Origin of the sequence: Desulfurivibrio modestus (assembly GCF_044068625.1) — a bacterium.
Classification (GTDB): domain Bacteria; phylum Desulfobacterota; class Desulfobulbia; order Desulfobulbales; family Desulfurivibrionaceae; genus Desulfurivibrio.
Window position 1 is genome coordinate 1 of sequence record NZ_JBIPKH010000026.1, and the last position, 23,389, is coordinate 23,389.

General features: G+C 58.7%; 32 protein-coding genes. 20 read left to right on the plus strand and 12 right to left on the minus strand.

From position 1 onward, the window contains the following. Positions 1-490 (plus strand): transposase (locus ACHHRT_RS12040; protein WP_395500021.1); only part of this gene is annotated, 490 nt, incomplete at its 5' end. A gap of 80 nt (positions 491-570) precedes the next feature. On the opposite strand, the gene ACHHRT_RS12045 is transcribed toward ACHHRT_RS12040, so the two are convergent. Next, on the minus strand, positions 571-786 hold the full coding sequence (locus tag ACHHRT_RS12045; protein ID WP_395500022.1) for a hypothetical protein: 216 nt from the start codon (positions 784-786) through the stop codon (positions 571-573). A gap of 91 nt (positions 787-877) precedes the next feature. Between ACHHRT_RS12045 and ACHHRT_RS12050 the strand changes: the two genes are divergently transcribed. From ACHHRT_RS12050 to ACHHRT_RS12070, 5 genes are all read left to right on the plus strand, one after another. After that, positions 878-1,969, plus strand: a complete 1,092-nt coding sequence (locus tag ACHHRT_RS12050; RefSeq protein ID WP_395500023.1) for an endonuclease NucS domain-containing protein — start codon at positions 878-880, stop codon at positions 1,967-1,969. Between the two features lie 53 nt (positions 1,970-2,022). Then, positions 2,023-2,205, plus strand: coding sequence for a hypothetical protein (locus ACHHRT_RS12055; protein WP_395500024.1), 183 nt, complete (start codon positions 2,023-2,025; stop codon positions 2,203-2,205). After that, positions 2,180-2,770, plus strand: coding sequence for a DUF4357 domain-containing protein (locus ACHHRT_RS12060; RefSeq protein WP_395500025.1), 591 nt, complete (start codon positions 2,180-2,182; stop codon positions 2,768-2,770). Before ACHHRT_RS12055 ends, ACHHRT_RS12060 begins: the two co-directional genes overlap by 26 nt. A 91-nt stretch (positions 2,771-2,861) precedes the next feature. Continuing rightward, complete coding sequence (locus ACHHRT_RS12065; protein ID WP_395500026.1) at positions 2,862-4,328, plus strand: ATP-binding protein; 1,467 nt, start codon at positions 2,862-2,864, stop codon at positions 4,326-4,328. 127 nt (positions 4,329-4,455) lie between these two features. Then, positions 4,456-4,602: a DUF4357 domain-containing protein gene (locus ACHHRT_RS12070; RefSeq protein ID WP_395500027.1), complete on the plus strand. Its 147-nt coding sequence runs from the start codon at positions 4,456-4,458 to the stop codon at positions 4,600-4,602. A gap of 102 nt (positions 4,603-4,704) precedes the next feature. Here the strand turns inward: ACHHRT_RS12070 and ACHHRT_RS12075 are convergent, their stop codons facing one another. Both ACHHRT_RS12075 and ACHHRT_RS12080 read right to left on the minus strand, forming a co-directional pair. Further along, positions 4,705-5,031 (minus strand): helix-turn-helix domain-containing protein, encoded by a 327-nt coding sequence (locus ACHHRT_RS12075; RefSeq protein WP_395500028.1) that lies wholly within the window; start codon positions 5,029-5,031, stop codon positions 4,705-4,707. Then, the gene (locus tag ACHHRT_RS12080) at positions 5,015-5,275 is read right to left on the minus strand and encodes a type II toxin-antitoxin system RelE family toxin (protein WP_395500029.1); all 261 of its coding nucleotides are present in this window, start codon (positions 5,273-5,275) and stop codon (positions 5,015-5,017) included. Before ACHHRT_RS12080 ends, ACHHRT_RS12075 begins: the two co-directional genes overlap by 17 nt. 112 nt (positions 5,276-5,387) lie before the next feature. Here ACHHRT_RS12080 and ACHHRT_RS12085 point away from each other — a divergent pair, with 112 nt between their 5' ends. The 5 genes from ACHHRT_RS12085 (at position 5,388) to ACHHRT_RS12105 (ending at position 8,998) form a co-directional block, all read left to right on the plus strand. Further along, positions 5,388-6,527 (plus strand): Fic family protein, encoded by a 1,140-nt coding sequence (locus ACHHRT_RS12085; RefSeq protein ID WP_395500030.1) that lies wholly within the window; start codon positions 5,388-5,390, stop codon positions 6,525-6,527. Between the two features lie 71 nt (positions 6,528-6,598). After that, positions 6,599-6,745, plus strand: coding sequence for a DUF4357 domain-containing protein (locus ACHHRT_RS12090; protein WP_395500051.1), 147 nt, complete (start codon positions 6,599-6,601; stop codon positions 6,743-6,745). Between the two features lie 148 nt (positions 6,746-6,893). Further along, on the plus strand, positions 6,894-7,394 hold the full coding sequence (locus ACHHRT_RS12095) for a nucleotidyltransferase domain-containing protein (RefSeq protein ID WP_395500031.1): 501 nt from the start codon (positions 6,894-6,896) through the stop codon (positions 7,392-7,394). After that, the gene (locus tag ACHHRT_RS12100) at positions 7,372-7,815 is read left to right on the plus strand and encodes a hypothetical protein (protein WP_395500032.1); all 444 of its coding nucleotides are present in this window, start codon (positions 7,372-7,374) and stop codon (positions 7,813-7,815) included. Before ACHHRT_RS12095 ends, ACHHRT_RS12100 begins: the two co-directional genes overlap by 23 nt. Before the next feature lie 67 nt (positions 7,816-7,882). Next, complete coding sequence (locus ACHHRT_RS12105; RefSeq protein WP_395500033.1) at positions 7,883-8,998, plus strand: virulence RhuM family protein; 1,116 nt, start codon at positions 7,883-7,885, stop codon at positions 8,996-8,998. A gap of 46 nt (positions 8,999-9,044) precedes the next feature. On the opposite strand, the gene nifA is transcribed toward ACHHRT_RS12105, so the two are convergent. Beyond that, positions 9,045-10,616, minus strand: a complete 1,572-nt coding sequence (gene nifA, locus ACHHRT_RS12110) for a nif-specific transcriptional activator NifA (RefSeq protein WP_395500034.1) — start codon at positions 10,614-10,616, stop codon at positions 9,045-9,047. A 462-nt stretch (positions 10,617-11,078) separates the two neighbouring features. Here nifA and nifH point away from each other — a divergent pair, with 462 nt between their 5' ends. From nifH to ACHHRT_RS12150, 8 genes are all read left to right on the plus strand, one after another. Further along, positions 11,079-11,906 carry a nitrogenase iron protein gene (gene nifH / locus ACHHRT_RS12115; RefSeq protein ID WP_395500035.1) on the plus strand — a complete coding sequence of 276 codons (828 nt, stop codon included), beginning with the start codon at positions 11,079-11,081 and terminating at the stop codon, positions 11,904-11,906. A gap of 73 nt (positions 11,907-11,979) precedes the next feature. Next, positions 11,980-12,330: a P-II family nitrogen regulator gene (locus ACHHRT_RS12120; RefSeq protein ID WP_395500052.1), complete on the plus strand. Its 351-nt coding sequence runs from the start codon at positions 11,980-11,982 to the stop codon at positions 12,328-12,330. Beyond that, the gene (locus ACHHRT_RS12125) at positions 12,327-12,701 is read left to right on the plus strand and encodes a P-II family nitrogen regulator (RefSeq protein ID WP_395500036.1); all 375 of its coding nucleotides are present in this window, start codon (positions 12,327-12,329) and stop codon (positions 12,699-12,701) included. The genes ACHHRT_RS12120 and ACHHRT_RS12125 overlap by 4 nt, the downstream gene beginning before the upstream one ends. Positions 12,702-12,857: 156 nt before the next feature. Beyond that, entirely contained in the window at positions 12,858-14,495 is a 1,638-nt protein-coding gene (gene nifD / locus ACHHRT_RS12130) for a nitrogenase molybdenum-iron protein alpha chain (RefSeq protein ID WP_395500037.1), read from the plus strand. Positions 14,496-14,505: 10 nt separating this feature from the next. Beyond that, positions 14,506-15,879, plus strand: coding sequence for a nitrogenase molybdenum-iron protein subunit beta (gene nifK / locus ACHHRT_RS12135; RefSeq protein ID WP_395500038.1), 1,374 nt, complete (start codon positions 14,506-14,508; stop codon positions 15,877-15,879). A gap of 80 nt (positions 15,880-15,959) precedes the next feature. Next, positions 15,960-16,181 carry a Nif11-like leader peptide family natural product precursor gene (locus tag ACHHRT_RS12140; protein ID WP_395500039.1) on the plus strand — a complete coding sequence of 74 codons (222 nt, stop codon included), beginning with the start codon at positions 15,960-15,962 and terminating at the stop codon, positions 16,179-16,181. 52 nt (positions 16,182-16,233) lie between these two features. Continuing rightward, positions 16,234-16,539: a (2Fe-2S) ferredoxin domain-containing protein gene (locus tag ACHHRT_RS12145; protein WP_395500040.1), complete on the plus strand. Its 306-nt coding sequence runs from the start codon at positions 16,234-16,236 to the stop codon at positions 16,537-16,539. 48 nt (positions 16,540-16,587) lie between these two features. Further along, positions 16,588-17,046, plus strand: coding sequence for a hypothetical protein (locus tag ACHHRT_RS12150; protein ID WP_395500041.1), 459 nt, complete (start codon positions 16,588-16,590; stop codon positions 17,044-17,046). Here the strand turns inward: ACHHRT_RS12150 and arsB are convergent. From arsB to ACHHRT_RS12165, 3 genes are read right to left on the minus strand one after another with little or no spacing between them, the layout of a single operon-like run. Then, complete coding sequence (gene arsB, locus ACHHRT_RS12155) at positions 17,043-18,164, minus strand: ACR3 family arsenite efflux transporter (protein ID WP_395500042.1); 1,122 nt, start codon at positions 18,162-18,164, stop codon at positions 17,043-17,045. The two genes, ACHHRT_RS12150 and arsB, sit on opposite strands and share 4 nt — an antisense overlap. Before the next feature lie 20 nt (positions 18,165-18,184). Further along, complete coding sequence (locus tag ACHHRT_RS12160) at positions 18,185-18,610, minus strand: arsenate reductase ArsC (protein WP_395500043.1); 426 nt, start codon at positions 18,608-18,610, stop codon at positions 18,185-18,187. Beyond that, positions 18,607-18,960 carry an ArsR/SmtB family transcription factor gene (locus ACHHRT_RS12165; RefSeq protein WP_395500044.1) on the minus strand — a complete coding sequence of 118 codons (354 nt, stop codon included), beginning with the start codon at positions 18,958-18,960 and terminating at the stop codon, positions 18,607-18,609. Before ACHHRT_RS12165 ends, ACHHRT_RS12160 begins: the two co-directional genes overlap by 4 nt. Positions 18,961-19,087: 127 nt before the next feature. On the opposite strand from ACHHRT_RS12165, the gene ACHHRT_RS12170 reads away from it, so the two are divergent. Continuing rightward, positions 19,088-20,098, plus strand: a complete 1,011-nt coding sequence (locus ACHHRT_RS12170) for a serine/threonine protein kinase (RefSeq protein ID WP_395500045.1) — start codon at positions 19,088-19,090, stop codon at positions 20,096-20,098. A 157-nt stretch (positions 20,099-20,255) separates the two neighbouring features. On the opposite strand, the gene ACHHRT_RS12175 is transcribed toward ACHHRT_RS12170, so the two are convergent. From ACHHRT_RS12175 to ACHHRT_RS12195, 5 genes are read right to left on the minus strand one after another with little or no spacing between them, the layout of a single operon-like run. Further along, entirely contained in the window at positions 20,256-20,654 is a 399-nt protein-coding gene (locus tag ACHHRT_RS12175) for a response regulator (RefSeq protein ID WP_395500046.1), read from the minus strand. Beyond that, entirely contained in the window at positions 20,647-21,192 is a 546-nt protein-coding gene (locus tag ACHHRT_RS12180) for a chemotaxis protein CheX (RefSeq protein ID WP_395500047.1), read from the minus strand. Before ACHHRT_RS12180 ends, ACHHRT_RS12175 begins: the two co-directional genes overlap by 8 nt. Beyond that, entirely contained in the window at positions 21,179-22,375 is a 1,197-nt protein-coding gene (locus ACHHRT_RS12185) for an ATP-binding protein (RefSeq protein WP_395500048.1), read from the minus strand. Before ACHHRT_RS12185 ends, ACHHRT_RS12180 begins: the two co-directional genes overlap by 14 nt. Then, on the minus strand, positions 22,372-22,974 hold the full coding sequence (locus ACHHRT_RS12190; RefSeq protein WP_395500049.1) for a hypothetical protein: 603 nt from the start codon (positions 22,972-22,974) through the stop codon (positions 22,372-22,374). The genes ACHHRT_RS12185 and ACHHRT_RS12190 overlap by 4 nt, the downstream gene beginning before the upstream one ends. A gap of 6 nt (positions 22,975-22,980) precedes the next feature. Then, complete coding sequence (locus ACHHRT_RS12195) at positions 22,981-23,148, minus strand: hypothetical protein (protein ID WP_395500050.1); 168 nt, start codon at positions 23,146-23,148, stop codon at positions 22,981-22,983. Positions 23,149-23,389 lie beyond the last annotated feature (241 nt).

Consider the following 23,389-nt stretch of genomic DNA (forward strand, 5'->3'; position numbering starts at 1 on the left):
GGCCGAAGAGACCCGGGAACTCAAGGCCAAAGGCAAAGAGCCGGTGCTGACCAAAAGCCGCTGGTGCCTGCTCAAAAGGCCGGAGAATCTCACCGACAACCAAGTGGACAAGTTGCAAGACCTGCTGGCCTGCAACCTCAAAACCATCCGGGCCTACCTGCTCAAGGAGGACTTCCAGCACTTCTGGAACTACGTCCACCCCGGCTGGGCCGGTCTTTTTCTCGACAAATGGTGCACCAGGACCATGCGTTCCCGGCTCAAGCCGATGAAAAAGGTGGCGAAGATGCTGAGGGCTCACCGACCGCTCCTGCTCAACTGGTTTCAGGCCCAAGGCGAGATCGACCTCGGCTGTGTCGAGGGGTTCAACAACAAAGCCAAGGTGATTACGAAACGAGCCTACGGCTTCAGGACTTATGATATGCTGAAAATCGCCTTGTATCATTCGCTTGGAGATCTACCCATGCCGAAGTTTACCCACAGATTTTGCTGAGGAACCGGAAATATTTCCCGCTTAATGACACCTTCTTTTGGTGTTATAAGCGAACACGGTTACAGCTTAAGGCTATGGTGCTAATTGCATGTCAATTCAACATAATAATTGCTGGCTGTCAATTGCCACTGAAGCAAATCAAGGCCTTGATCGCTGGTAAGGTTTTCCCCGGCCCACTCGTTGAGAATCTTAATTGGGTTGCCTGGCACCCCGATAGTTACATTTTTGCCCACGATGAAAGCTGCGCTGTTGAGGATAGCGAAGAAGCCTTGCTGGCGAGGGGATATATGGCTCATTCTGGTTGGCTAAAGAAACTTCAATCTTTGACCGGTTCCCTTAAAACGCCCATCGGATCGAAGAGCGAATTAGAACGGAGGTAGAGTAAAAATGCCAATCGAAGTCGGATTCTGGAAAATCACTGGCGGACAGCCGGCGCGGATATCTTATTCCACCATCGATTCGGAAAAGAAGCTCGAAGACATTATTTCAAGCAGTCTCGACATTCTTTCCGAAGACCTTCTGCTCGTGGGCAGACAGGTGCCGACCGTTTCTGGCAAATACATTGACCTGCTGGGAATCGACGCCGAGGGAAAGCTCTCCGTGATCGAATTAAAGCGCAACCGCACGCCCCGCGACGTGGTCGCTCAGGGGCTCGATTATGCCAGCTGGGTTCAGAACCTCACCTATGAGGAGATCAAAGACCTCTTTGAAGACCACCACGGCGGCAAGCCGTTTGAGGAGGAATTCTCGGACAAGTTCGGCACATCACCGCCGGAGAAGATCAACCAGGAGCACGAAATTATTATCGTCTGCTCCGCCCTTGACCCTGAAACCGAACGGATAATCAATTACCTCTCAGGGAATTACAGCGTCCCCGTCAATGCCGTCTTCTTCCGGTACTTCAAGGACAACGGCCAGGAATACCTGAGCCGCTCCTGGCTCATCGACCCGACAGAAGTGATCGAGCGTTCCTCCACCAAGACTAAGATCGAATCATGGAACGGCAAGGATTTCGTCATCAATGTCGATGTTGACATCGATGCAGGAGGGAATGAGGCAAGCACTTGGGAGGACTGCATTAGGTATGGGTTTGCCGCCGCCGGCGGCGGCCAATGGTACAGCCGGACCCTGAAACAGCTCTTTCCCGGAGCCCGCGTGTTTGCCATGCGTCCGAAGAAAGGCTACCTGGGTGTCGGCGAGGTGGTGGAAAGATCGGTACCGATCAAGGATTTCAAGGTCGAGTTGAACGGAACCACAAAGTCCATCCTCGATGTTCCTCTCCAGGCCGAAGGCATCAAGAAGAATGCCGACGATCTGGAAAATTGCGAATACCTGGTGAGGGTCAAATGGCTGAAAACCGTCCCCGAAGAGCAGGCCTACTGGGAAAAAGGCATGATCGCCAATCAGAACAGTGCTTTTAAGCTCCGCAACAAATTCACATTGGAGCGATTGACCAAGTTTTTCGAGTTGGATGATTGAACCTCTCTCTTCATGTAAATTGTGTTCCGATATTCGGAAGAAGGAGCTAATTCATGAGCGCCAGCGCGACAGCGACAATCAAATCAGGCAGCAAAAGAGATCCGGATTTCATCAAGGCTGAGGCGGCGATGCATCGCGCCGCCCGGAAGGCCCGAGAGAAAGCCAAACGGGTGGGCTCCGGGGCGGTGGTTCTGAAGGAGGGGCACATCGTTGAAGAGTCATCTGATACGCCCTGAGTTAAAGGAAGCCCGCCAAATCGGCAAGGTCCGGCTGGAAAACGGCAACACCCCGGCCCGTCCTTCCTTGAGCGAAGCGGCCCGGGCCAACATGGAAAATTTTCTCGAATATATCCTGATGGTGCTGCCGGCCCTGCGCATCGACAGCTTTCTGGCCCAGACCCGGCCCCAGCTCAAGCCGGCGACCGCTTCCCCGGCCAACGGCGATGACGCCCCCCTCCTCTTCGAGCTGCATACTCCCAGACACGGCATCCACGCCACCGCCCGCCTGGAGGGCGGTGAATTCGTCGTCCAGGCCGGCTCCCAATCGCGCGGCACCTGGGCCGGCAAGGGAACCGAGCACACCAGCTACAGCAAACTGCTCGCCGAGCTGGTGACCACCGGGGTGCTCTCCTCCCAAAATGGCCGCTGCCTCTTCACCGAAAACTACGCCTTCAAAAGCCCCAGCGCAGCCGCCGCCGTAGTCAACGGCCGCCCGGCCAACGGCACCATCGAATGGAAACTCCAGGCCACCGGCCAAACCTACAAGGAATGGGAAGCCGAAAAGCTGAACCAGGAGGGATAGTGCCGGAGAAACGAAGGACAGGCGATGACACACTAAAATCATTCACGCCTTCGCGTGAGGAATTCATAGTTTTTAGGGAGAAGCAGCAAACATGACCATCGACCGGACCACGGAATATCTGCTCGGCCTGCTCAACGAGTTGCGCAAGCTTCCACAGGAAACCGAATGGGTGGAGTTCAAGCACAACAATGATGATCCGGAGCAGATCGGCGAATACCTTTCCGCGCTGGCCAATGCCGCCGCGCTGCTGGGCAAGGTACATGCCTACCTGGTCTGGGGCGTGGATGATAATACCCACGAGGTCGTCGGCACCGCCTTCGACCCCATCAGTACGAAGGTCGGCAACGAAGAGCTGGAAAGCTGGCTGCTGCGATTGCTGAATCCCAAGATCAATTTCCGCTTTCATCACTTGCAGGTGGATGGCAAGGAGTTGGTGCTGCTGGAAATCTGCGCCGCGTTTCGCCATCCCGTGCGGTTCAAGGGCACAGAGTACATTCGCGTCGGATCGTATAAAAAGAAGCTCAAGGATTTCCCCGAAAAGGAGCGCGAGCTGTGGCGGGTGTTCGACCGTACCCCTTTCGAGCGCGAAATCGCTGCCGAAAACCTCGCCGCCGATGAGGTGCTGAAGCTGCTCGATTATCCGGCCTATTTCGATCTGCTTTCCCTGCCGTTGCCCGAGGGGCGCGATGGCATATTGACGGCTCTGGCCGACGATGAGATGCTGGCGTCGGGCAAGGGGGGCAAGTGGCATATTACCAACCTGGGTGCGGTGCTGTTTGCCAAACGCCTGGCCGACTTCCGACCGCTACGGCGCAAGGCGGTGAGGGTCGTACTGTACAAAGGCGGGAGCCGGGTGGAAACGATCCGCGAGCAGGAAGGCGCAAAAGGTTACGCCGCCGGTTTTGAAGGGCTGATCGGTTTTGTTGCAAACCTGCTGCCCAGCAACGAGGTGATCGGTCAGGCGCTGCGCAAGGATGTGCCGATGTTTCCCGAACTGGCGATCCGCGAGCTGGTCGCCAATGCCGTCATCCACCAGGACTTCCATGCCAGCGGCACCGGCCCGATTGTCGAGATATTCAGCAACCGCATGGAGATCACCAACCCCGGCCTGCCGCTGGTTAAGACCGATCGCTTTCTCGACAGCCCGCCGAAATCCCGCAATGAAGCTCTGGCCTCATTCATGCGCCGGATCGGCGTCTGTGAGGAGCGCGGCAGCGGGGTGGACAAGGTGGTATTTCAGACCGAGTTGTATCAACTCCCCGCGCCGCTGTTTGAAACGACCGATGAACATACGCGGGCCGTTCTCTTTGCGCATCGAGAATTCCGGGAAATGGATAAAGCTGATCGCATCCGCGCTTGTTACCTGCACGCCTGCCTGCGGTATGTGCAGCGAGATTTCATGACCAATACGACCCTGCGGGAGCGGTTTGGGATTGAGGAGAAGAACAGCTCCATGGCCTCGCGGATCATCCGGGACACCATTGAATCTGGTCTGATTCGCTGCCATGATGAAACAGTCGGCAGCAAAGCCAGAAAATATCTGCCGTGGTGGGCATGATGGCCGCCATAAAATTTGCTTGACCGTTGCTTGACTGGAGAAGCCGTACATCGAGGCGATTCATGCAAGTTTAATTCTAAAACACGGGGTTATGTATATCGGGTTGCTTGACCGGTTTTTGACCGGAGTGACTAGCGGAACCCGGGCCGGCAAGGGAACCGAGCATCCCAGCGCGGCCGCCGCCGTAGTCAACGGCCGCCCGGCCAACGGCACCATCGCATGGAAACTCCAGGCCACCGGCAAACCTACAAGGAATGGGAAGCCGAAAAGCTGAAGCTGCCCCGAGGGACGGCTTCGTTACTCCTTCCACGCATGGTGGATGAGCCGTCAAAATATCGGCGGCACAGTGGCAAAAGTCAAGGATTTTTGAGGGAACCTATTCCCGGAGCTGTTCGACACTTATCCCCAGTGCCAAGGCCCATTTTTCCAGGGTGGCGCGGCGGGGCTTTTTGTCCGGGGCTTCCTGTTGGGAAACGGCGGCTTGCTTAACATTCAAGCGCTTGGCCATTTCCGCTTGGGTAATTCCAAGATGCTCCCGCCAGGCCCGCAACAGGCTGTAATTTTTCTTCACCACCAGGCCGACGACCTCATGGGGAATGGTGGCGGCCGGCCCGATAAGCCGCATGAAATCCTGGTAGGGCACCACGGCAAAAGCCGGTTTCCCGTGGTCCATAATGGTCTGGTAGTTAATATGTGCGCTCATCGCGTTTTTTCACCTCCTGAACGGTGATGATGGTGATGGTCTTTTCGCCGACATCAAAAAATACCCGGTAGCGGCCCACTCGAAGCCGATACTGGTATTCATGATTCGTAAGATGTTTGACGTCTTTGCAGTCAGGCCATGAGGCCAGAGAGCCCACAGCATCAAAGATAGCCTCCGCCGCCTGCGGGTTACGAAGTTTACGAAGCTGACGATATGCTTTAGTAGACCACTCGATTCGGTTCATGCTTATTCAACATAAGCTATAGATAAGGCATGGGCAAGCTGTTTCGGGGCTCTCACGGAATGGGAAGCCGAAAAGCTGAACCAGGAAGGGTGATGAAAAAACGAGGAGGACGATGAAATTCGAAGCGTTTGTTTCCGGTAGCTACAAGCAGCAATACCAATACCAGAGTTTCCTGCCTTCTCCCATCAACCAGGTTTGGTCATGGGAAGATCCGCGCATCAACGTCCTGCTGGAAAAGGCGACGAAATCGCTGGGTGAACTCAATGCCTTCACGCTGATTGTGCCGGATGTCGACCTTTTTATCCGCATGCACATTATAAAAGAGGCGAACACCTCCAGCCGCATCGAGGGAACCCGCACCGAGATGGACGAGGCGGTGCTGGAAGAGGAGGCCATCCTGCCGGAACGCCGTAACGATTGGCACGAGGTGCAGAATTACGTCCGAGCCATGAACACGGCCATCGAAGAGTTGAAGACCCTGCCGCTCTCCCTGCGTCTGCTGCGCCACACCCATGAAATCCTGATGAGCGGCGTCCGGGGCGAGCGCAAGACCCCTGGAGAGTTTCGTCGCAGCCAGAACTGGATCGGGGGCGCGAGTCTTGCCGATGCCGCTTTTATTCCCCCTCACCACGAGGACATGGTCGATCTTTTGACCGACCTGGAAGCCTTCTGGCATAACGACAATGTTGCCGTTCCCCACCTGATCCGCTGCGCTTTGAGCCACTATCAGTTTGAGACCATCCACCCGTTTTTGGACGGCAACGGCCGCATCGGCCGCCTTCTGATCACGCTTTATCTGGTCAGCCACGAGTTGCTGAGCAAGCCGTCGCTCTACCTTTCCGCTCATCTGGAAAAGCACCGGGGCGCCTATTACGACGCCCTGACCCGTGTGCGCGAATCCAACGACATCGGTCATTGGGTGCGTTTTTTTCTGCAAGCGGTGATTGAGACCGCCGAAAGCGGCAAAAGGACCTTTCAGCGCATCCTGGCGCTGCGGCAGGAACTTGACGCTGAAATTTTCAAACTTGGTCGCCGGGCTGAGAACGCCCGGCAGCTCATTCTTTATCTCTACGGGACACCGACGATCAGCGTCAACAGAGCCATGGAAGTGCTGAAAATCAAATATGTGCCGGCCAATAGCCTGATCGCGTCTCTGGTGGATATGGGTATCCTGCAGGAGGTCACCGGATTCCAGAGAAACAGGATTTTCATCCTCAGGCGTTATATAGACATTTTCAGGGATGGAAACTGAAATACGCAGGTCTTTGTTACATTTTTTACGTATCAAAATATAACAAGAGTTTTCATGTGTGATCTTTAATACTGAAAAACGATGCCGGCAAAAGCCCCAGCGCGGCCGCCGCCGTAGTCAACGGCCGCCCGGCCAACGGCACCATCGAATGGAAACTCCAGGCCACCGGCCAAACCTACAAGGAATGGGAAGCCGAAAAGCTGAACCAGGAAGGGTGAAAAGCCCGGCCGGACAAAATGACTTGTTTTACCGTACGATTGTCTGTAATAATCATACACTATGACCATCCTGGCGGAAATTCTCTCATCGAAGGCGCGGGCGGAAGTTTTTCGGCTTCTTTTTGGGGCGAAGAAGTCGGAGTTGCATATGCGGGAACTCGCCCGGCAGGCAGGGTGCGCCATTGGCACCATGCAGAACGAACTGGCCCGGCTGCACCGGCTGGATCTGGTGGTGTCACGCAAGGACGGCAATCGCACCTATTACCGCGCCAATTCAGACCACCCCCTCTATCCCGATCTTCATGGCCTGGTTTTGAAAACCGTGGGCCTTGTCGATATCTTGCGCCGGGCGCTGGAAAAGAGCCCGGATATCCAATTCGCTTTCGTCTTCGGCTCCATCGCCCGCCAGGAGGAAACTGCGGCCAGTGATATCGATCTGCTGGTGATCGGCCGGCTCGGCCTGCGGGGCTTAACCGGCCTGCTGGCCGGAGTAGCGGAACAGATCGGCCGCGAGATCAACCCCCATGTCCTGAGCCTTGAAGACTTCAAGACCCGCCGCACCGCCGGCAATCATTTTATCACCCAGGTCATGGCGACAAACAAAATCTTCATCATCGGGGATCAGGATGAGCTTGACGCAATGGGCTGAAAACGGCTGGCTACGCCGGCACCAAACGAGCCGGGACGAGATCGATAATCTGCTGAAAATTGTTGACCGGGATTTGCGGGATGCCGGAGAAGGCGGCATTTCCTACGACTGGCAATTCGGCATCGCCTATAACGCCGCCCTCAAACTATGCGCCATCCTGCTTTATGCCGAAGGCTACAAGGCGGAGCGAACCCTGCAGCATTACCGGACCATTCAGGCATTGGCGCTGATCCTGGGCAAGGAGAGGAACCCCGATGTGCAGTACCTCGATGCCTGCCGGGCCAAAAGAAACATCGTCGAATACGATCAGATCGGGGTGGTGGGCAAGGCGGACGCGGACGAGTTGATTGCCTTTACGGAAGAGCTGCGGCAGATCGTCCTCAAGTGGCTGAAAGAGCACCACCCGGAGTTGCTTGAATAGATAAAAAGCTGAAGCCGCCCGCCCATATCATACAACTGAAACCAAAAAGAAGGATCAACGAGAGACGATGAACGACTCGGAACTGCTGATCTATCAGGATAGCGATGGCAAGATCAAAATCGATGTCCGCCTGGAGGACGAGACGGTCTGGCTGACGCAGGAGCATATGGCGCAGCTCTTCGGCAAGAGCAAGAAAACCATCTCCGAACACATCCGCAATATCTTTAATGAGGAGGAACTGGACGAAAAGGTGGTTGTCCGGAATTTCCGGACAACCACCCGGCACGGTGCCATGGCGGGCAAGACCCAATCTCGCGAGGTGCAGTTTTATAACCTGGACGTCATCATCTCCGTCGGCTACCGGGTGAAGTCCCGCCAGGGCACTCAATTTCGCATTTGGGCCACCCAGCGGCTCAAGGAGTACATCGTCAAGGGCTTTACTCTGAACGACGAGCGTTTCAAAAGCGGGAGTTCCATGAATTATTTCACGGAACTCCAAGAGCGCATCCGGGAGATTCGACTTTCGGAACGCTTCTTCTATCAGAAGATCAAGGACATTTACGCCACCAGCATTGACTACGACCCCAAGGACGAAAAGACCATCGAGTTCTTCAAGGTGGTGCAGAACAAGCTGCTCTGGGCCATCAGCAAGCAGACTGCGGCGGAATTGGTCTATCGCCGGGCGGATGCCGCTCTGCCGCTGATGGGTATGCGGTCGTTCGACAAAAAGAGCGAACCGGCGGCGGTACGTAAAAGCGATGCAAGCATCGCCAAGAACTACCTAGCCGAGGACGAGATGAAGCTGCTCGGCCTCCTGGTGGAACAGTATCTCGCCTTTGCCGAGACCATGGCCCAGCAACGAACGCCCATGTACATGCAGGATTGGCTTGCGCGGCTGGACGCCATTATCCAGCTCAATGGCCGTGAATTGCTGGCCCATGCGGGGAAAATCAGTCACCAGATGGCCTTGGAAAAATCGGCGCTGGAGTATGACAAATATCGGGACGCGCTGAAACAGGCTCAGCACGCGGAGAGTCTGAAGGAGCTTGAATATGACATTCAGCAACTCAAGCCCGGCTCCAAGGGTGGGAGACAGTCAACGGCCGCCCGGCCAAGGGCACCATCGAATGGAAACTCCAGGCCACCGGCCAAACCTACAAGGAATGGGAAGCCGAAAACCTGAACCTGGAGGGATGGTAATCCCCCCATTTTTAATGGGCACCAGTCCCCTAAAGGATTGGAATTTCGATGCCGTGCTTTTTGATCCGATAGCCCATCTGGCGGGGGGTCAGGCCCAGGGCCCGGGCCGCCCGGGCCTGGACCCAGCCGCAGCGTTGCAGGGCGGCCAGCAGCTCTTCCCGTTCCATCTCCAGCAGGGATTTGCCCGAGCTTGCCGGGGGGGCGGCGGGGGAGGGGAGTTCCTTCTCCGTCGTCGCCACCAGCGGCAATGATTCCGGCTCGGTTCGCAGATAGGCGGGCAGATCATCCAGGCCGACCTGTTCGCCGTCGGCCATCACCACCAGCCTCTCCACCAGGTTTTGCAGTTCCCGGACGTTGCCCGGCCAGGAGTAATCGGCAAGGTAGCGGATCACCGCCCCGGACAGCTTCACCCGCCGCTGGTTGTCGCGGTTGCTCGTGGCCAGGAAATGGTCGAGCAGCAGGGGAATATCCTCCCGTCGCTCCCGCAGGGGCGGCAGCACCACCGGCACCACGTTGAGCCGATAGTAGAGATCGGCCCGGAAGGTGCCCTCCTCGACACACTGGGCCAGGCTGCGGTTGGTGGCGGCGATGATCCGGACATCGACCTTGATGGTCCGGGTGCCCCCCAGCCGTTCAAACATCCGCTCCTGCAGCACCCGCAGCAGTTTAGCCTGCAACGAAAGCGGCATCTCCCCGATCTCGTCCAGGAAGAGGGTGCCGCCGTCGGCCAGCTCAAAACGCCCCTTCTTCTGACTCATCGCCCCGGTGAAGGCCCCCTTCTCGTGCCCCAGCAGTTCGCTCTCCAGCAGGTTTTCCGGCAGGGCGGCGCAGTTTACCTTGATAAAAGGCTGCTGGCGGCGGGGGCCGGCCAGGTGGATGGCCCGGGCCACCAGCTCCTTGCCGGTGCCGGACTCGCCCAGCAACAGGGCGGTGGCCCGGCTGGGGGCCACCTTGGCGATGTAGTGGTACACCTCCTGAATCCGCTTGCACTGGCCGATGATGTTGTGGCGGTTGAAGCGGCCCCGCAGCTCATCGCGCAGTTGGCTGTTCTCCTCCAGCAGGATCTGTTGGCGGGAGGAGAAGGTCTGCTGCAGGTTGAGGAACTGGGAGATCAGGGTGGCGACCACGGTGAGAAAGCGAATGTCCTCCTCGGACGAGATCTCCGGGGCAAACAGGCGATCCACCGACAGCACCCCCACCGGATTTTCCCCCAGCATCACCGGCACCCCGATAAAGGAGATCTCCTTCTTGGCCAGATGGGTGCGGGCGCCGGTGCGGTTAAGGAAAAGCGGTTCACGGTTGATATCCGGCACCACGAAGGGATAGGCGCTGCCGAAGATCCGGCCGATCACCCCCTCACCGGGCCGGTAGACCCCCCGGGCGATCTCTTCCGGGCTCAGGCCGTAGGAAGCGACGATGGTCAGGCGGCCGCTGTCGCTCTCCTCCAGCACCAGGGTGGCCCGTTCCATGCGCAGGGTTTCATGGAGAATGCGCAGGGTCTCGGCCAGGGTTTTGCGGATATCCAGGGCCGAGCCGATCAACTGGCTGATCTGGTAGAGGGCCTGCAACTCCAGGTGGGCGGTGCCGGATGGGGAATTCATTGCTGCTCCTTGGTTTGCTGGTGGCGGCGGTTGGCTTTGCTGCCGGTTAATGAGCAACAAGCGTGCCAGGCGCTGAAGCCGTTGGGTCTTTAGCTGATCTGTCCGGATTGGCGTGTTAAGTGGCGATTTATCCCCTCGGGCCATTTTTTACATAAACGTAGTTGGCCGGGTGGTGGACCCGGAATGCCTTTACAATTTTGTTAAAGTTGCAAAGGCTCCCATTTTGTCGTCATGCCGACAAAGAGGAAGGTGCGGAGGAGGTGGTGGTGGGGCGGCAACTGGTTGGCCGCTTAAAATTAAACAGCCTGTTTTCAGAATGTTATCTGTTTTTATCCCCGTTTTGATTCGCCTGGCACGCCCCTTGCCATTACCCGAAAGCGACAACGAGGTCATGCCGCCGCCTTACCCCGGAGCGGGGAAGGGCGGGCGGATATAGGAAAACCGCAATCAGGAGGTTAGGTCATGCGCAAGGTAGCAATTTACGGCAAGGGCGGAATCGGCAAATCCACCACCACCCAGAACACGGTGGCCGGTCTGGCGGAGTTGGGCCGCAAGGTAATGGTGGTGGGCTGCGATCCCAAGGCGGACTCCACCCGGCTGCTGCTGGGCGGTCTGGCCCAGAAATCGGTACTGGACACCCTGCGGGAGGAGGGCGAGGACGTCGAACTCGATGATATCCGCAAGAAGGGTTACGGCGACTCCTGGTGCGTGGAGTCCGGCGGTCCCGAGCCGGGGGTGGGTTGCGCCGGCCGGGGGATCATCACCTCCATCAATATGTTGGAGTCTCTGGGGGCCTACGAGGAGAGCGAGGGCTTGGATTATGCCTTCTATGATGTTTTGGGCGACGTGGTCTGCGGCGGTTTCGCCATGCCCATCCGCGACGGCAAGGCCGAAGAGATCTACATCGTGGTCTCCGGCGAGATGATGGCCATGTACGCCGCCAACAACATCTGCAAGGGGATCACCAAGTTCGCCCAGTCCGGCAGCGTGCGCCTGGGCGGCTTGATCTGCAACTCCCGGGCGGTGGACAACGAGGCCGAGATGATCGAGGAGCTTGCCAAGAAGCTGGGCACCAAGATGATCTACTTCGTCCCCCGGGACAACGATGTGCAAAGGGCGGAGATCAACCGCAAAACCGTGATCGAATGGAAGCCGGAGGTCAAGCAGGCCGACGCCTACCGGGGCCTGGCCAAAGCCATTGATAACAACAAGGATCTGGTCATTCCCACCCCGCTGGAGATCGAGGAGCTGGAAAAACTGCTCATGGACTACGGTCTGATGGAGGCCTAAGGAAAGCGGCAAATTAATGAAATAAATCGGTCGGGCATTGGCGCCGGGCCGGGAACTTTTGGGAGAGATGACGATGATGTACATGATTCGTGCGATTGTGCGGCCGGAAAAATCGGATGCGGTGCTGGCGGCCCTGATGGACGCCGGTTTTCCCGCCGTGACCAAGTATGCCGTGGCCGGGCGGGGTAAGCAGCGCGGAATAAAGATCGGTGATGTCACCTATGACGAGCTGCCCAAGGTGATGCTGATGAGTGTGGTCAAGGACGCGGACAAGGATTTCGTGATCCAGGCCATCATGGATACCGCCCGCAGCAAGGGCAAGGGGGCCTTCGGCGACGGCAAGATCTTCGTCACCCCGGTGGAAGAGGCCTATACCGTCAGCTCGGGCGTCAAGGAACCGGTGGCGGAGGAGGTGGCGGCATGAAAGAGGTCATCGCCATTGTCCGGATCAACATGATGAACCAGACCAAACAGGCCCTCACCGATTGCGGGGTGGACGCCTTCTTCGCCCACGAGGCCCAGGGTCGGGGCAGGGGGTTTATCAACCCCATGATCCTTGAAGGTGTGGAGCAGGGTTACGAGGAGGCCGCCGCCATCCTGGGCGAGAAGGGCAAGCTCTATCCCAAACGGGTGCTTACCGCCGTGGTGGACGACGGCATGGTGAAATGTACGGTGGAAACCATCATCAACGTCAACAAGACCGGCAAGCCCGGTGACGGCAAGATTTTCGTCCTGCCCGTCGGCGACGCCGTCCGGGTGCGGACCGGCGAAACCGGCCTTAAGGCCATCGCCTGACGGCCCGGCAGCACCCCGCCTTGCGGCGATCAGGCCGGCTTGCGTACCTGGTGTACGCGGCGCCGTCCTGCTTGCCGCAATTCGGGGCACTGCCGGACCGTCAGGGGGGTGAGCAAGTTATCTTTTAATTATTAGGAATAGCGGGAGTCTATCGAAATGGCAACAGCAACCAGCAGTAAGGCGGCTTCCTGGGAACCGGCCGAGGTTAAAGCGGAGTTGTTGAAGCAATATCCGCCCAAGGTCGCCCGTAAGCGCGCCAAGCAGATAATGATCAACGAGGCCCTGGAGAACGAAACTCCGGAAATCACCGCCAACGTCCGGACCATCCCCGGCATCATCACCATGCGCGGCTGTACCTACGCCGGCTGCAAGGGGGTGATCATGGGGCCGACCCGGGATATCGTCAACCTGGTCCATGGCCCCATCGGGTGCAGCTTTTACGCCTGGCTGACCCGGCGCAACCAGACCGACGCCGGTCCGGACGGCGAAAACTACATGACCTACTGCTTCTCCACCGACATGCAGGAGCAGGACATCATCTTCGGCGGCGAGAAGAAACTGGCGGCGGCCATTCAGGAGGCCTACGATCTGTTTCATCCCAAGTCCATCGCCATCTTCGCCACCTGCCCGGTGGGGCTGATCGGTGATGATATTCACACCGTGGCCGCCAACATGAAGAAGAAGCTGGGCGACTGCAACGTCTATGCCTTCTCCTGCGAGGGCTACAAGGGGGTCAGCCAGTCCGCCGGCCACCATATCGCCAACAACCAGGTTTTCCGTCATATCGTGGGGGAAAACGACGAGGTCAAGCCCGGCAAGTTCAAGATCAATTTGCTGGGGGAATACAATATCGGCGGCGATGGTTTCGAGATCGACCGGATTTTCGAGAAGTGCGGGATCACCTGTATCTCCACCTTCTCCGGCAACTCGACTTACGATCAGTTCGCCTCGGCCCACACCGCCGATCTCAACGCGGTGATGTGCCACCGTTCCATCAACTACGTGGCCGACATGCTGGAGACCAAGTTCGGGATTCCCTGGATCAAGGTCAACTTCATCGGGGCCGGGGCCACCGCCAAGTCGTTGCGCAAGATCGCCGAGTACTTCGGCGATAAGGAGCTGATCGCCCGGGTGGAGGAGGTGATCGCTGAGGAGATGCCGGCGGTGGAGGCTGCCGCCGCCGAGGTTCGCGCCCGCACCGAGGGCAAGACCGCCATGATGTTTGTCGGCGGCTCCCGGGCCCACCATTACAAGGAGCTGTTCAACGAGATGGGGATGAAGACCATCTCGGCCGGTTATGAGTTCGGCCATCGGGACGATTACGAGGGCCGGCGGGTGATCCCCGATATCAAGGTGGATGCCGACAGCCGCAACATCGAAGAGATCGAGGTGGAGGCCGATCCCACCCGCTACCAGCCCCGCAAGAGCGCCGAGGAGATCGAGGCCCTGGAAAAGGCGGGCTACAGCTTCAAGCATTACGAGGGGCTGATGCCGGATATGGATAAGGGCACCCTGATCATCGACGACCTCAACCAGTACGAGGCCGAAAAACTGGTGGAGCTGCTGAAGCCGGATATCTTCTGCGCCGGGATCAAGGAGAAATTCTCCATCCAGAAGCTGGGGATTCCCATGAAGCAGCTCCACAGCTACGATTCCGGCGGTCCTTACGCCGGCTTCAAGGGAGCCGTCAACTTCTACCACGAGATCGACCGGCTGGTAAGTTCCAAGGTCTGGGGTTATTTGAAGGCCCCCTGGCAGCGAAACCCGCAACTCTCCGCTTCATATAATTATTGAGGACAAAACCATGCTACTACGACATACACCAGCAGAGATAACGGAGCGCAAGGCCCTGAGCATCAATCCGGCCAAGACCTGCCAGCCCATCGGGGCGATGTACGCCGCCCTGGGGATTCACGGCTGTCTGCCCCACAGCCACGGCTCCCAGGGGTGCTGCGCCTATCATCGCAGCACCCTGACCCGGCATTACAAGGAGCCGGTGTCCGCCTCCACCAGTTCCTTTACCGAAGGGGCTTCGGTATTCGGCGGCTCGGCCAATATGCTCCAGGCCATCAACAACATCTTCACCGTTTACAAACCGGAGGTGATCGCCGTCCACACCACCTGTCTCTCCGAGACCATCGGTGATGATCTGCCCCAGATCAAGAAGAAGGCCCTGATGGAGGGCAAGATCCCCGAGGGCAAGTATGTAATCAGCGCCTCCACCCCCAGCTATGCCGGCTCCCATGTTACCGGCTTCAGCAGCATGGTGACCTCCATGGCTGGAATGGCCGAGTCCACCGGCAAGAAGAACGGCAGGGTCAACATCATTCCCGGCTGGGTGGAGCCGGCGGACATGGAGGAGATCAAGCGCCTGGCCGGCCTGGTTGGGGTCAAAAGCATCCTTTTCCCGGACACCTCCGGGGTGCTCAACGGCCCGCTCTCCGGCGAGTACAAGATGTTCCCGGAGGGCGGCACCACGGTGGCCGAATTGAAGGCCACCGGCGATGCCAATGCCACCCTGGCCCTGGGCGAATGGTGCTCCGGCGATGCCGCCCGCTACCTGGACAAGGAGCACAAGGTACCCTGCCAGGTTCTCGATATGCCCTTCGGCCTCAAGGCCACCGACCGCTTTATCGACGCCCTGCGCACCGTGGCCGGGGTCACGGTACCCGACGAGGTCGCCCTGGAGCGGGGCCAGCTGGTGGATATGATCACCGACATGCACCAGTACCTCTACCAGAAAAAGGTGGCCATCTTCGGCGACCCGGACCAGCTCATCGCCATGACCGACTTCCTGGTCTCTCTGGACATGGAGCCGATCCACATCGTCACCGGCACCCCGGGCAAGAAGTTTGAAAAACGGATCAAGGAGATCACCAGGGAGCTGGGCCGCCCGGTCAACGTCAAGGCCAAGGGTGATATGTTCCTGCTCCACCAGTGGATCAAGCAGGAGCCGGTGGATCTGCTCATCGGCAACACCTACGGCAAGTATATCGCCCGCGACGAGGATCTGCCCTTTGTCCGCTGGGGCTTCCCCATCCTGGATCGCCAGGGCCACCAGTACTTCCCCACCGTGGGTTACAAGGGCGGCTTGCGCCTGCTGGAAAAAATCCTCGGGGTGCTGATGGACCGCAAGGACCGCGACGATTCGGAAAGCCAGTTTGAATTGGTCCTCTAAGAGGTAAGGCAAGAATTAACAGGCGACAATAAACAGGGACAGATTGCCAATCTGTCCCTGATAATGCCAGGAGCACGATCATGGCCAAGAAAAGCGCGGAAGATTTTCTCATTGCCGGCGGCGGCGACCTCAAAATGCGGACCCGCTACGATGCCATCAAAAACATGGAAGATTTCGTGGCCGCCGCCAACGGCGAGGGCTACGATTTCACCATCGACGAATTCAACGAAGTCCTGCGGGAAGCCGGCGATTCCTTCGACCTGATCGGCAACCCTGCCAAACGGCAGATCTGGTGGGTATAAAACGGGATTGCTTTATCCTTTCGGCTAAAACATAACGCAGGGGAGAAAGAAAATGGCCATACCAGCGCGTCAGATCATCGTTTGCCAGAGTTTCCGGGTTGCCGGCGACAAGAAGGGCATTTGCCACAAACAGACCGAAGGATTTCTGCAATACATCGAAGAGGAGGTGCTCGACCGGGGGCTTGACTGCCTGATCAGTGCCACCACCTGCCTCAAGCAATGCGAATCCGGGCCGATCATGGTGATCCAACCGGAGAACTGGTGGTTCAAGGGGGTGGACAGCGAAGAGGCGATCGATGCGATTCTGGACGGGCTTGAGGATGGCGAGCCCCCGGCCAATTACCTGATCACCGGATAGGATGGAGAGCGGATGACCTCTATCCTATCCAAGCAAGGAGGGAGTATTATGTCGAAACCACGCAAGGGGGTGATTGCCAGCCTGGCCGGGTTTCCCGCTCCCGGAAGCGAACCCATCAAAGGGTGGGAGGATTTTCTGCGGGAGGGCAAACAGTTTCTGGCCACGGCCAACAATGCCTATGCTCAGCGGAAAGAGGCCTTCACCACCGCGATTCTCTATAACCTGGTGGCCATGGCCATTGAAAAACTGATCATGGCCTTGCTCATGAAAAGCGGCAAGCTGCCGTATAACCACACCATGCACGACCTGGTGGCGGCCATTGACGAGTTTCTGCCCGGCGAACTGGCGGAGCTTGGCGAAGAACTCAAGGGGCTGGATGGATTTCAGGAGATCTGCGACCTGGAGGGCTATTCCATCAGCCCCCCGACCATGGAGCAGATAGGCGGCATGCTCACCCTGGCTTTGGAGGTCCAGGCACGGGTCATGAACTCTGTTATTGATCGTTAATGTTCCGTCACCTTGCCGCCGTAGAAACGGCGCAGGAAGTAGAGGCTGACATGGACCAGGCCGATGAGCACCGGCACCTCCACCAGGGGGCCGATGACGGTGGCAAAGGCGATGGGTGAACTGATCCCGAAGACGCCGATGGCCACCGCGATGGCCAACTCGAAGTTGTTGCCCGAGGCGGTAAAGGAGAGCGAGGCGCTGCGGGCGTAGTCGGCCCCCAGCTTGCGGGCCATGTAGAAGCTGACCAGAAACATCAGGGCGAAATAGGTCGCGAGGGGGATGGCGATCCAGAGGACATCCAAGGGCCGCAGCAGAATCTGTTCCCCCTGGGTGCTGAACATCACCACGATGGTGAAGAGCAGGGCGGTTAAGGTAATGGGGGAGATCCGGGGAATGAAGACCTTCTCGTACCACTCCTCCCCCTTGGCAGGGGCCAGCAATACCCGGCTTAAGACCCCGGCGGTAAAGGGGATGCCGAGGTAGATCATGACGCTGACGAAGATATCGCCGATGCTTACATCCACCACCACCCCCTCCAGGCCGAAGAGCGGTGGCAGCACGCTGACGAAGATCCAGGCGTAAAAACTGAAGGTGATGATCTGGAAGACACTGTTGATGGCCACCAGCCCGGCGGCGTACTCGCTGCTGCCCCGGGCCAGTTGGTTCCAGACCAGCACCATGGCGATACAGCGGGCAATACCCACCAGGATCAATCCCACCATGTAGGAACCCCAGCGGGGGTCGGGGCCGAAGAGGGCCGGGGCGATGAAGCCGAAAAATCCCACCGCCAGCAGAAACATCAGGGTGGGGCCGGCCAGCCAGTTGAGGAACAGTGACAGCCCGATGACCCGCAGGTTGGCGAACACCTTGGGCATCATGCCGTATTTAACCTTGGCCAGGGGGGGGTACATCATCAGGATCAGGCCGACGGCGATCAGCAGGTTGGTGTGCTCGCCCACGGTGAGGGCCTTGTTGAAGCCGGCCACTCCCTGGGGGAAGAGGGAGCCGATGGCCACTCCCAGGGCCATGGCGGCGAAGATCCAGACGGTGAGGTAGCGGTCCAGCAGGGAGAGTTTGCCGCCCATGCTGGGTTTAAGTTTGGTGGGACAGTTGGTCATGGGTCGCGCCCCGGAAATTTTTACAGTTTTATAAGTTCAGTGGGCAGATTTTTTATGAAATCGCGGATTTCATCCCGGACCCGGCGATAGTGGGGCAGGGCCTCGGCTTCCCCGGCGGCAGCGGCGGCCAGCCTGGGGGGATCGTCAAAGCCCTGGTGGATCACCTTGCCGGGGAAATAGGGGCAGGTTTCGTTGGCATGGCCACAGAGGGTGATCACATAGTCGAAACTGTCTTGGGGTAATTCTTCCAGGGTTTTGGAGCGCTGCTTGCTGATATCCACCCCCGCCTCGGCCATCGCCTTGACGGCCAGGGGGTTCAGGCCATGCTTTTCCAGACCGGCGGAAAAGACCTCAAACCGGTCGGCCAGCAGGCGGCGCCCCCAGCCCTCGGCCATCTGGCTGCGACAGGAGTTGCCGGTACAGAGAAATAAAATGGTGGTTTTCATTGGCAAGCCTCGGCCCCTTTTTTACTTTGGCGATAAAGTTCCAGGTTGGCGGCATCCTGCTGGATCTCGGTGGTGGAGGCCGTCTCCCGGGCCAGGGTGGTCACGATTTCCCCCATCAAGGGGTTCAGGTTTGGGGCCAGCCGGTAATGGATCCACACCCCCCGCCGCCGGGATTCCACCCAGCCGCTGTTTTTCAGGTAGGCCAGATGGCGGGAGACGGTCGACTGGGGAAGAGCAAGGGCACCCATCAGATCGCAGACGCAAAGCTCTCCTTCCCGCTGCAGCAGCAGCAGCAGCCGCAGGCGTACTTCTTCGGATAAAGCCTTCAGGGTTTCGGCAAGCTTTTTCATGCTCTGTCCTGCTTATCCGTATAGGCGGATGTTGTCAACGGCTTTCTTGGCAGCCGGCAGAAACTGGAATAGCGGCAAAGCTCCGGTTTGCATTGACGTTGCGCTTGCCGTGCGGTATTGAGGGGCGATGAACAGTATGGTCGATGCGCGGGCGCGTTCCGCCTTTCACCGCCTTACCCCGGATCTGGTGCTTGATCTGGTGGAAAAGGCCCTGGGTATTCGCTGCACCAATCTCTGCCGGCCCCTGGCCAGCTACATTAACCGGGTTTATGAACTGGAGGCCGAGGACGGGTCCGGGCTGGTGGTCAAGTTTTATCGGCCCGGCCGCTGGAGCCGCGACGCACTTGCGAACGAGCACGACTTTTTGCTGGAGTTGGCCGGCCGGGAAATTCCGGTCATCGCCCCCATGCTGCAGGCGGAAGGGAGCAGTCTGGGCGAGCACCAGGGCACCTGTTTCGCGGTCTTTCCCAAATGCGGCGGTCGCAGTTGGGACGAGTACAACGAGGAGCAGTGGCTGGAGATCGGCCGCCTGCTCGGCCGCGTCCACGCGGTGGGGGCCGCCCGGATTCCCGAAGGGCGGATCGTCATGGCCCCCGACCGCTCCACCCGCCAGCAGGCGGATTATCTTTTGGCCGGCAAGTTCATCCCGCCTGAGCTGGCCCCCCAGTTTGCCGACCTGACCACCGAGCTGATCGCCGCCATCAGCCCCCTTTTCGCCGGGGTCGAGATGATCAGCATCCACGGCGACTGCCACTTTTCCAACCTCATCTACCGGCCCGGCGAGTCCTTCTATCTCATCGATTTTGACGATATGGCCCTGGGCCCGCCGGTGCAGGATTTCTGGATGCTGCTGCCGGGCTACCGGGAAGAGAGCGGGGCCGAGATCGAGCTTTTCCTGGAGGGCTACGAAACCTTCCGGGACTTCGACCGCCGCACTCTCCGCCTGATCGAGCCGTTGCGGGCCATGCGCTACATCCATTACATGGCCTGGTGCGCCTACCAGGTGGCCGAGGAGGGGTTGAGCCGGGTGGTCCCGGATTTCGGCACCCGCGACTACTGGCAACGGGAACTGCGCGATCTCGGCGAACAACTGGCCCGGATCAAGGCCGCGCCCGAGCCCCAGGGCAACTGGCGCTGAACGCTAAGCTTCTCAAGCGGGAGTAACTGTGAAAAAGGTAATCCCCCCAATTTTCGGGGGAATTACCACCTAACCTCGTCGGTCGGGATGATCTCCGGTTGGTTGATAACGGCGCGGGGCAAAGTCAACCTGCGCCCTATAATATAGGGGGTCATGCTCAGTTTTTCTTATAGCGGGACATCACCTGGTCGATGCTTGCCTTGAGTTTTTCGATCTTGAAGGGCTTGAGCACATAACCCTTGGCGCCGGCTTCGATGGCCTCGATGACCATCTGTTCCTGCCCGTGTGAAGTAACCATGATAATCAGGGTGTCGGGCGCCAGGCCCAGTATTCGGCGGGTGGCGGCAATGCCGTCCATTTCCGGCATGGTGATGTCCATGGTCACCAGGTCGGGCAGGGGCAGGCCTTTTTCCTTCAGGTACCGGAAGGTATCTACCGCCTCCATGCCGCTTTTGCAGGTTTTTACCACCTCGTGGCCCATTTGTTCCAGCATGGCGCCCAGTTTTTTTATGATCAGGGCCGAGTCATCGACAATCATAATCTCGAGCTTATTCATTGATCCCCTCAGCGTAGTCCAGGTTCATGGTAAAAAAATCCTTGGGGCCGACAAAATGGATGCTCATCATGCCGGAAGCGGTGGCGACCTCAATGGTGCGAAAAGTCGCGCCCTTGTGGCGGCTAATGCTTTTCGCCTCTTTGATCACCACCGGCGGGGTGATGGCAATGATTTGGTTGCCGACTCCATGGCCGGCGATGGCGTTGCCCGCCACGATGTTGATCATCTCCCCCACCGCTTCCTCGCGCATCTCATCCCGTTCGTCGGCGCTTATTTCCAGCCCGTCGGCGCTGGCCGTCAGGACCCGGTCGGCCAAGGCATGATCGAAGCTGAAGGCCAGTAGCAGGCGAATTTCCGCGGCGTCCAGGGCCAGAATCGAGGTCAGCTCCCGCAGTTGCATGCGCGCCACGTCCTCGCCGATCTGGTAGGCCTTGTTGATCGGAATCTCCAGATCCTCCTTCAGGTAGCCGATGGTTCGTTTGCCGATGGCCTGCATCAGCCGGCGCATCCGGCCGCTGTTCAGCTCATGGTCGCTCATCTATCTCCTCCGTGATGGTGTTTGGTAGTGGTTTTTCCAGGTAAGGCAGCCGGAAGCGGAAGATGGTACCCGCTCCGGGGGTGGATTCCACCTCGATCTCGCCGCCCAGCCGTTGGGTTTCCATCCGCACCGCCGCCAGGCCCACGCCGCGGCCGGACATGGCATCGGCCGTCTGTTTGGTGGAAAATTCATCGGTAAAGATCAATCGGTAAAGCTCTTCTGGTTCCAGGCCGGGGGCCTCGGCGGCAAGCAGTCCTTTCTCCACGGCTTTGCGGCGGATGGCTTCGACGTCCAGACCTCGGCCGTCATCGGCGATTTCCAGCACGATGCCATCGCCTTCCGCCCAGGCCCGGCAGTTGATGTGCCCCTCTTCCTCCTTGTCCAACTCCCAGCGTTCTTCCGGCGTTTCGATGCCGTGGTCCACCGCGTTGCGGAACAGATGCACCAGGGACTTGGCAAAGGGGGCGTAGACTTCCGGCGGCACCCGCAGGCCGTTATCTTCGATCCCGACGGGGGCCAACTCCTTCTCCCGGCGCTGGGCCAGACGGACGGCCGCCTTGGCGTAACCGGACAGCAGGTGGCCGAAGGGAACGTAGCGCAACCGTTTGAGCCGTTGCAGCAAGGCCCGGGTATCCACGCTGTCCAGGGACTGCCCCTTGCCGTGCAGCAGGCGGTCGGCCAACTGCTCCAGCATTGCCACATCTTCCGGGGCCAGTTCCAGCCGGCCCCGGCGGGCAAAGAAGGACTCGCCCAGGGTGTCGCGCAGGATAGCCAGATCCCTCTCCAGGGCGGCGTCGGCCTGTTGGAGCCGGCCGACCAGTTCATCCGGGTTGGGCCGGGCGGTCGCCGACTCTTTGTACTGCCGCAGTTCGGATTCAAACTCATGCAGGGCATCGGGTAAGTAAATGAACTCCATTTGCCCGAACAGCCCCTTGAAGGTATGCACCTGGCGATAAATTTCGGCCAGCGCCGGCTCGGGGTGGTCGACGGCGGCCAGCAGTCGGGGCAGGTCCTGCCGACCGAATTTGCGGTAGTCATCCAGTACTTCAAAGAGTTCCGCCGATTCGGTGGCGGCGGTGACGATCAGCCGCAAGCGGGTCTGCTCTTCGGCCACTTGCGCTTCCAGCTGCAACTTTTCGGTGATGTCGGTGATGATCAGCATTATCAGCTTGGGGTTGATCAACCGGTAGGCGATTTCCAGTTGGCGGCCAGACGCTTTGCCTCAGCCGGGTTGTCGGGATGAAAAAGCTCGGCGATGTTGCGGCCGGCCGGCTCCTGACCAAGCATGGTGCGGCATTCCCGACTGGATTCCGCCTCCACCCGCAGGTCGGGACCGAAAGAGAGAAAGCCCTGGCCGGAGTTGTCCAGCAGCCCGGCCAGGCGGCCGCTTTTGGCCGCCAACTGCCGCCGGGTAAGCAGGATATGGCGGTACATGGTGGCCACCAGGAAGGTCACCGCCAGCACCACGGCTCCGTTGACCAGCAGAAAGTAGATGAACCGGCGGGTGTTTTCATGGGCCTGGGCCAGAAAGGAGCTTTTGTCCATGCTCAATCCCAGCACCCCGGCCAGTTCACCAACTCGCCAGTGGGTGTGGCAGACCAGGCACTGGCTTTCCACCGGTACTCTTTCGTAGAAGCGAGCAGTGTCGCCGGCCGTGGCTTCAGCCCGCCCCCGGTGGTCGAATTGCAGGGTCTCATCCAACATGAAATGGCAGTCGGCGCAGGGGATCCCCGCCACCTGCCGCCGGTGCTCCCGGCCCTGGGGGGAGTCGATGCGATCCACCAGGTGTCAGTCTCCCCGCAGGTACATGCCGGCGGTCTGTTGGTAGAGTTTTTCGTTGGGGTTGACAAAGTTGCCCCGCTCGTCGCGAATGAAGGGAATACCCACGGTGACCGTGCCGGAACGGTAATTCATCAGGCCGTCACGATCATAGGAGTTGAACAATCTTTTCGACAAGAAATATCTCTCCGTGATCAACGCCTCGGATGATACCCGGGAGGGGATGGCCACCTTTTATCCGGGGGCTCCTTTTTCCGCCATGCTGGGGTTGAGTTTCGCCTATTGAACCATGGGCGTTTTTCGCCTATCTCCTGCAAGGTCGGTTGAATCAAAAGCCAGGGCCTCCACTGACAAAGGCTGAGGCGAATTTTTCGTCATCTCCTCTCGGGCTGTGTTAGCATGAATCAATAGCCAGGAG

What these genes read in the sequence shown, in the direction of transcription:
- ACHHRT_RS12160 (WP_395500043.1), bottom strand. Translation starts at nt 18,610, where the DNA reads ATGAAAACCACCATTTTATTTCTCTGTACCGGCAACTCCTGTCGCAGC.
- ACHHRT_RS12055 (WP_395500024.1), top strand. Translation starts at nt 2,023, where the DNA reads ATGAGCGCCAGCGCGACAGCGACAATCAAATCAGGCAGCAAAAGAGAT.
- ACHHRT_RS12065 (WP_395500026.1), top strand. Translation starts at nt 2,862, where the DNA reads ATGACCATCGACCGGACCACGGAATATCTGCTCGGCCTGCTCAACGAG.
- ACHHRT_RS12080 (WP_395500029.1), bottom strand. Translation starts at nt 5,275, where the DNA reads ATGAACCGAATCGAGTGGTCTACTAAAGCATATCGTCAGCTTCGTAAA.
- ACHHRT_RS12075 (WP_395500028.1), bottom strand. Translation starts at nt 5,031, where the DNA reads ATGAGCGCACATATTAACTACCAGACCATTATGGACCACGGGAAACCG.
- nifA (WP_395500034.1), bottom strand. Translation starts at nt 10,616, where the DNA reads ATGAATTCCCCATCCGGCACCGCCCACCTGGAGTTGCAGGCCCTCTAC.
- ACHHRT_RS12120 (WP_395500052.1), top strand. Translation starts at nt 11,980, where the DNA reads ATGATGTACATGATTCGTGCGATTGTGCGGCCGGAAAAATCGGATGCG.
- ACHHRT_RS12150 (WP_395500041.1), top strand. Translation starts at nt 16,588, where the DNA reads ATGTCGAAACCACGCAAGGGGGTGATTGCCAGCCTGGCCGGGTTTCCC.
- ACHHRT_RS12175 (WP_395500046.1), bottom strand. Translation starts at nt 20,654, where the DNA reads ATGAATAAGCTCGAGATTATGATTGTCGATGACTCGGCCCTGATCATA.
- ACHHRT_RS12170 (WP_395500045.1), top strand. Translation starts at nt 19,088, where the DNA reads ATGAACAGTATGGTCGATGCGCGGGCGCGTTCCGCCTTTCACCGCCTT.
- arsB (WP_395500042.1), bottom strand. Translation starts at nt 18,164, where the DNA reads ATGACCAACTGTCCCACCAAACTTAAACCCAGCATGGGCGGCAAACTC.
- ACHHRT_RS12165 (WP_395500044.1), bottom strand. Translation starts at nt 18,960, where the DNA reads ATGAAAAAGCTTGCCGAAACCCTGAAGGCTTTATCCGAAGAAGTACGC.
- ACHHRT_RS12100 (WP_395500032.1), top strand. Translation starts at nt 7,372, where the DNA reads ATGAGCTTGACGCAATGGGCTGAAAACGGCTGGCTACGCCGGCACCAA.
- ACHHRT_RS12085 (WP_395500030.1), top strand. Translation starts at nt 5,388, where the DNA reads ATGAAATTCGAAGCGTTTGTTTCCGGTAGCTACAAGCAGCAATACCAA.
- ACHHRT_RS12095 (WP_395500031.1), top strand. Translation starts at nt 6,894, where the DNA reads ATGCGGGAACTCGCCCGGCAGGCAGGGTGCGCCATTGGCACCATGCAG.
- nifD (WP_395500037.1), top strand. Translation starts at nt 12,858, where the DNA reads ATGGCAACAGCAACCAGCAGTAAGGCGGCTTCCTGGGAACCGGCCGAG.
- ACHHRT_RS12105 (WP_395500033.1), top strand. Translation starts at nt 7,883, where the DNA reads ATGAACGACTCGGAACTGCTGATCTATCAGGATAGCGATGGCAAGATC.
- ACHHRT_RS12140 (WP_395500039.1), top strand. Translation starts at nt 15,960, where the DNA reads ATGGCCAAGAAAAGCGCGGAAGATTTTCTCATTGCCGGCGGCGGCGAC.
- ACHHRT_RS12180 (WP_395500047.1), bottom strand. Translation starts at nt 21,192, where the DNA reads ATGAGCGACCATGAGCTGAACAGCGGCCGGATGCGCCGGCTGATGCAG.
- nifH (WP_395500035.1), top strand. Translation starts at nt 11,079, where the DNA reads ATGCGCAAGGTAGCAATTTACGGCAAGGGCGGAATCGGCAAATCCACC.
- ACHHRT_RS12145 (WP_395500040.1), top strand. Translation starts at nt 16,234, where the DNA reads ATGGCCATACCAGCGCGTCAGATCATCGTTTGCCAGAGTTTCCGGGTT.
- ACHHRT_RS12125 (WP_395500036.1), top strand. Translation starts at nt 12,327, where the DNA reads ATGAAAGAGGTCATCGCCATTGTCCGGATCAACATGATGAACCAGACC.
- nifK (WP_395500038.1), top strand. Translation starts at nt 14,506, where the DNA reads ATGCTACTACGACATACACCAGCAGAGATAACGGAGCGCAAGGCCCTG.
- ACHHRT_RS12045 (WP_395500022.1), bottom strand. Translation starts at nt 786, where the DNA reads ATGAGCCATATATCCCCTCGCCAGCAAGGCTTCTTCGCTATCCTCAAC.
- ACHHRT_RS12050 (WP_395500023.1), top strand. Translation starts at nt 878, where the DNA reads ATGCCAATCGAAGTCGGATTCTGGAAAATCACTGGCGGACAGCCGGCG.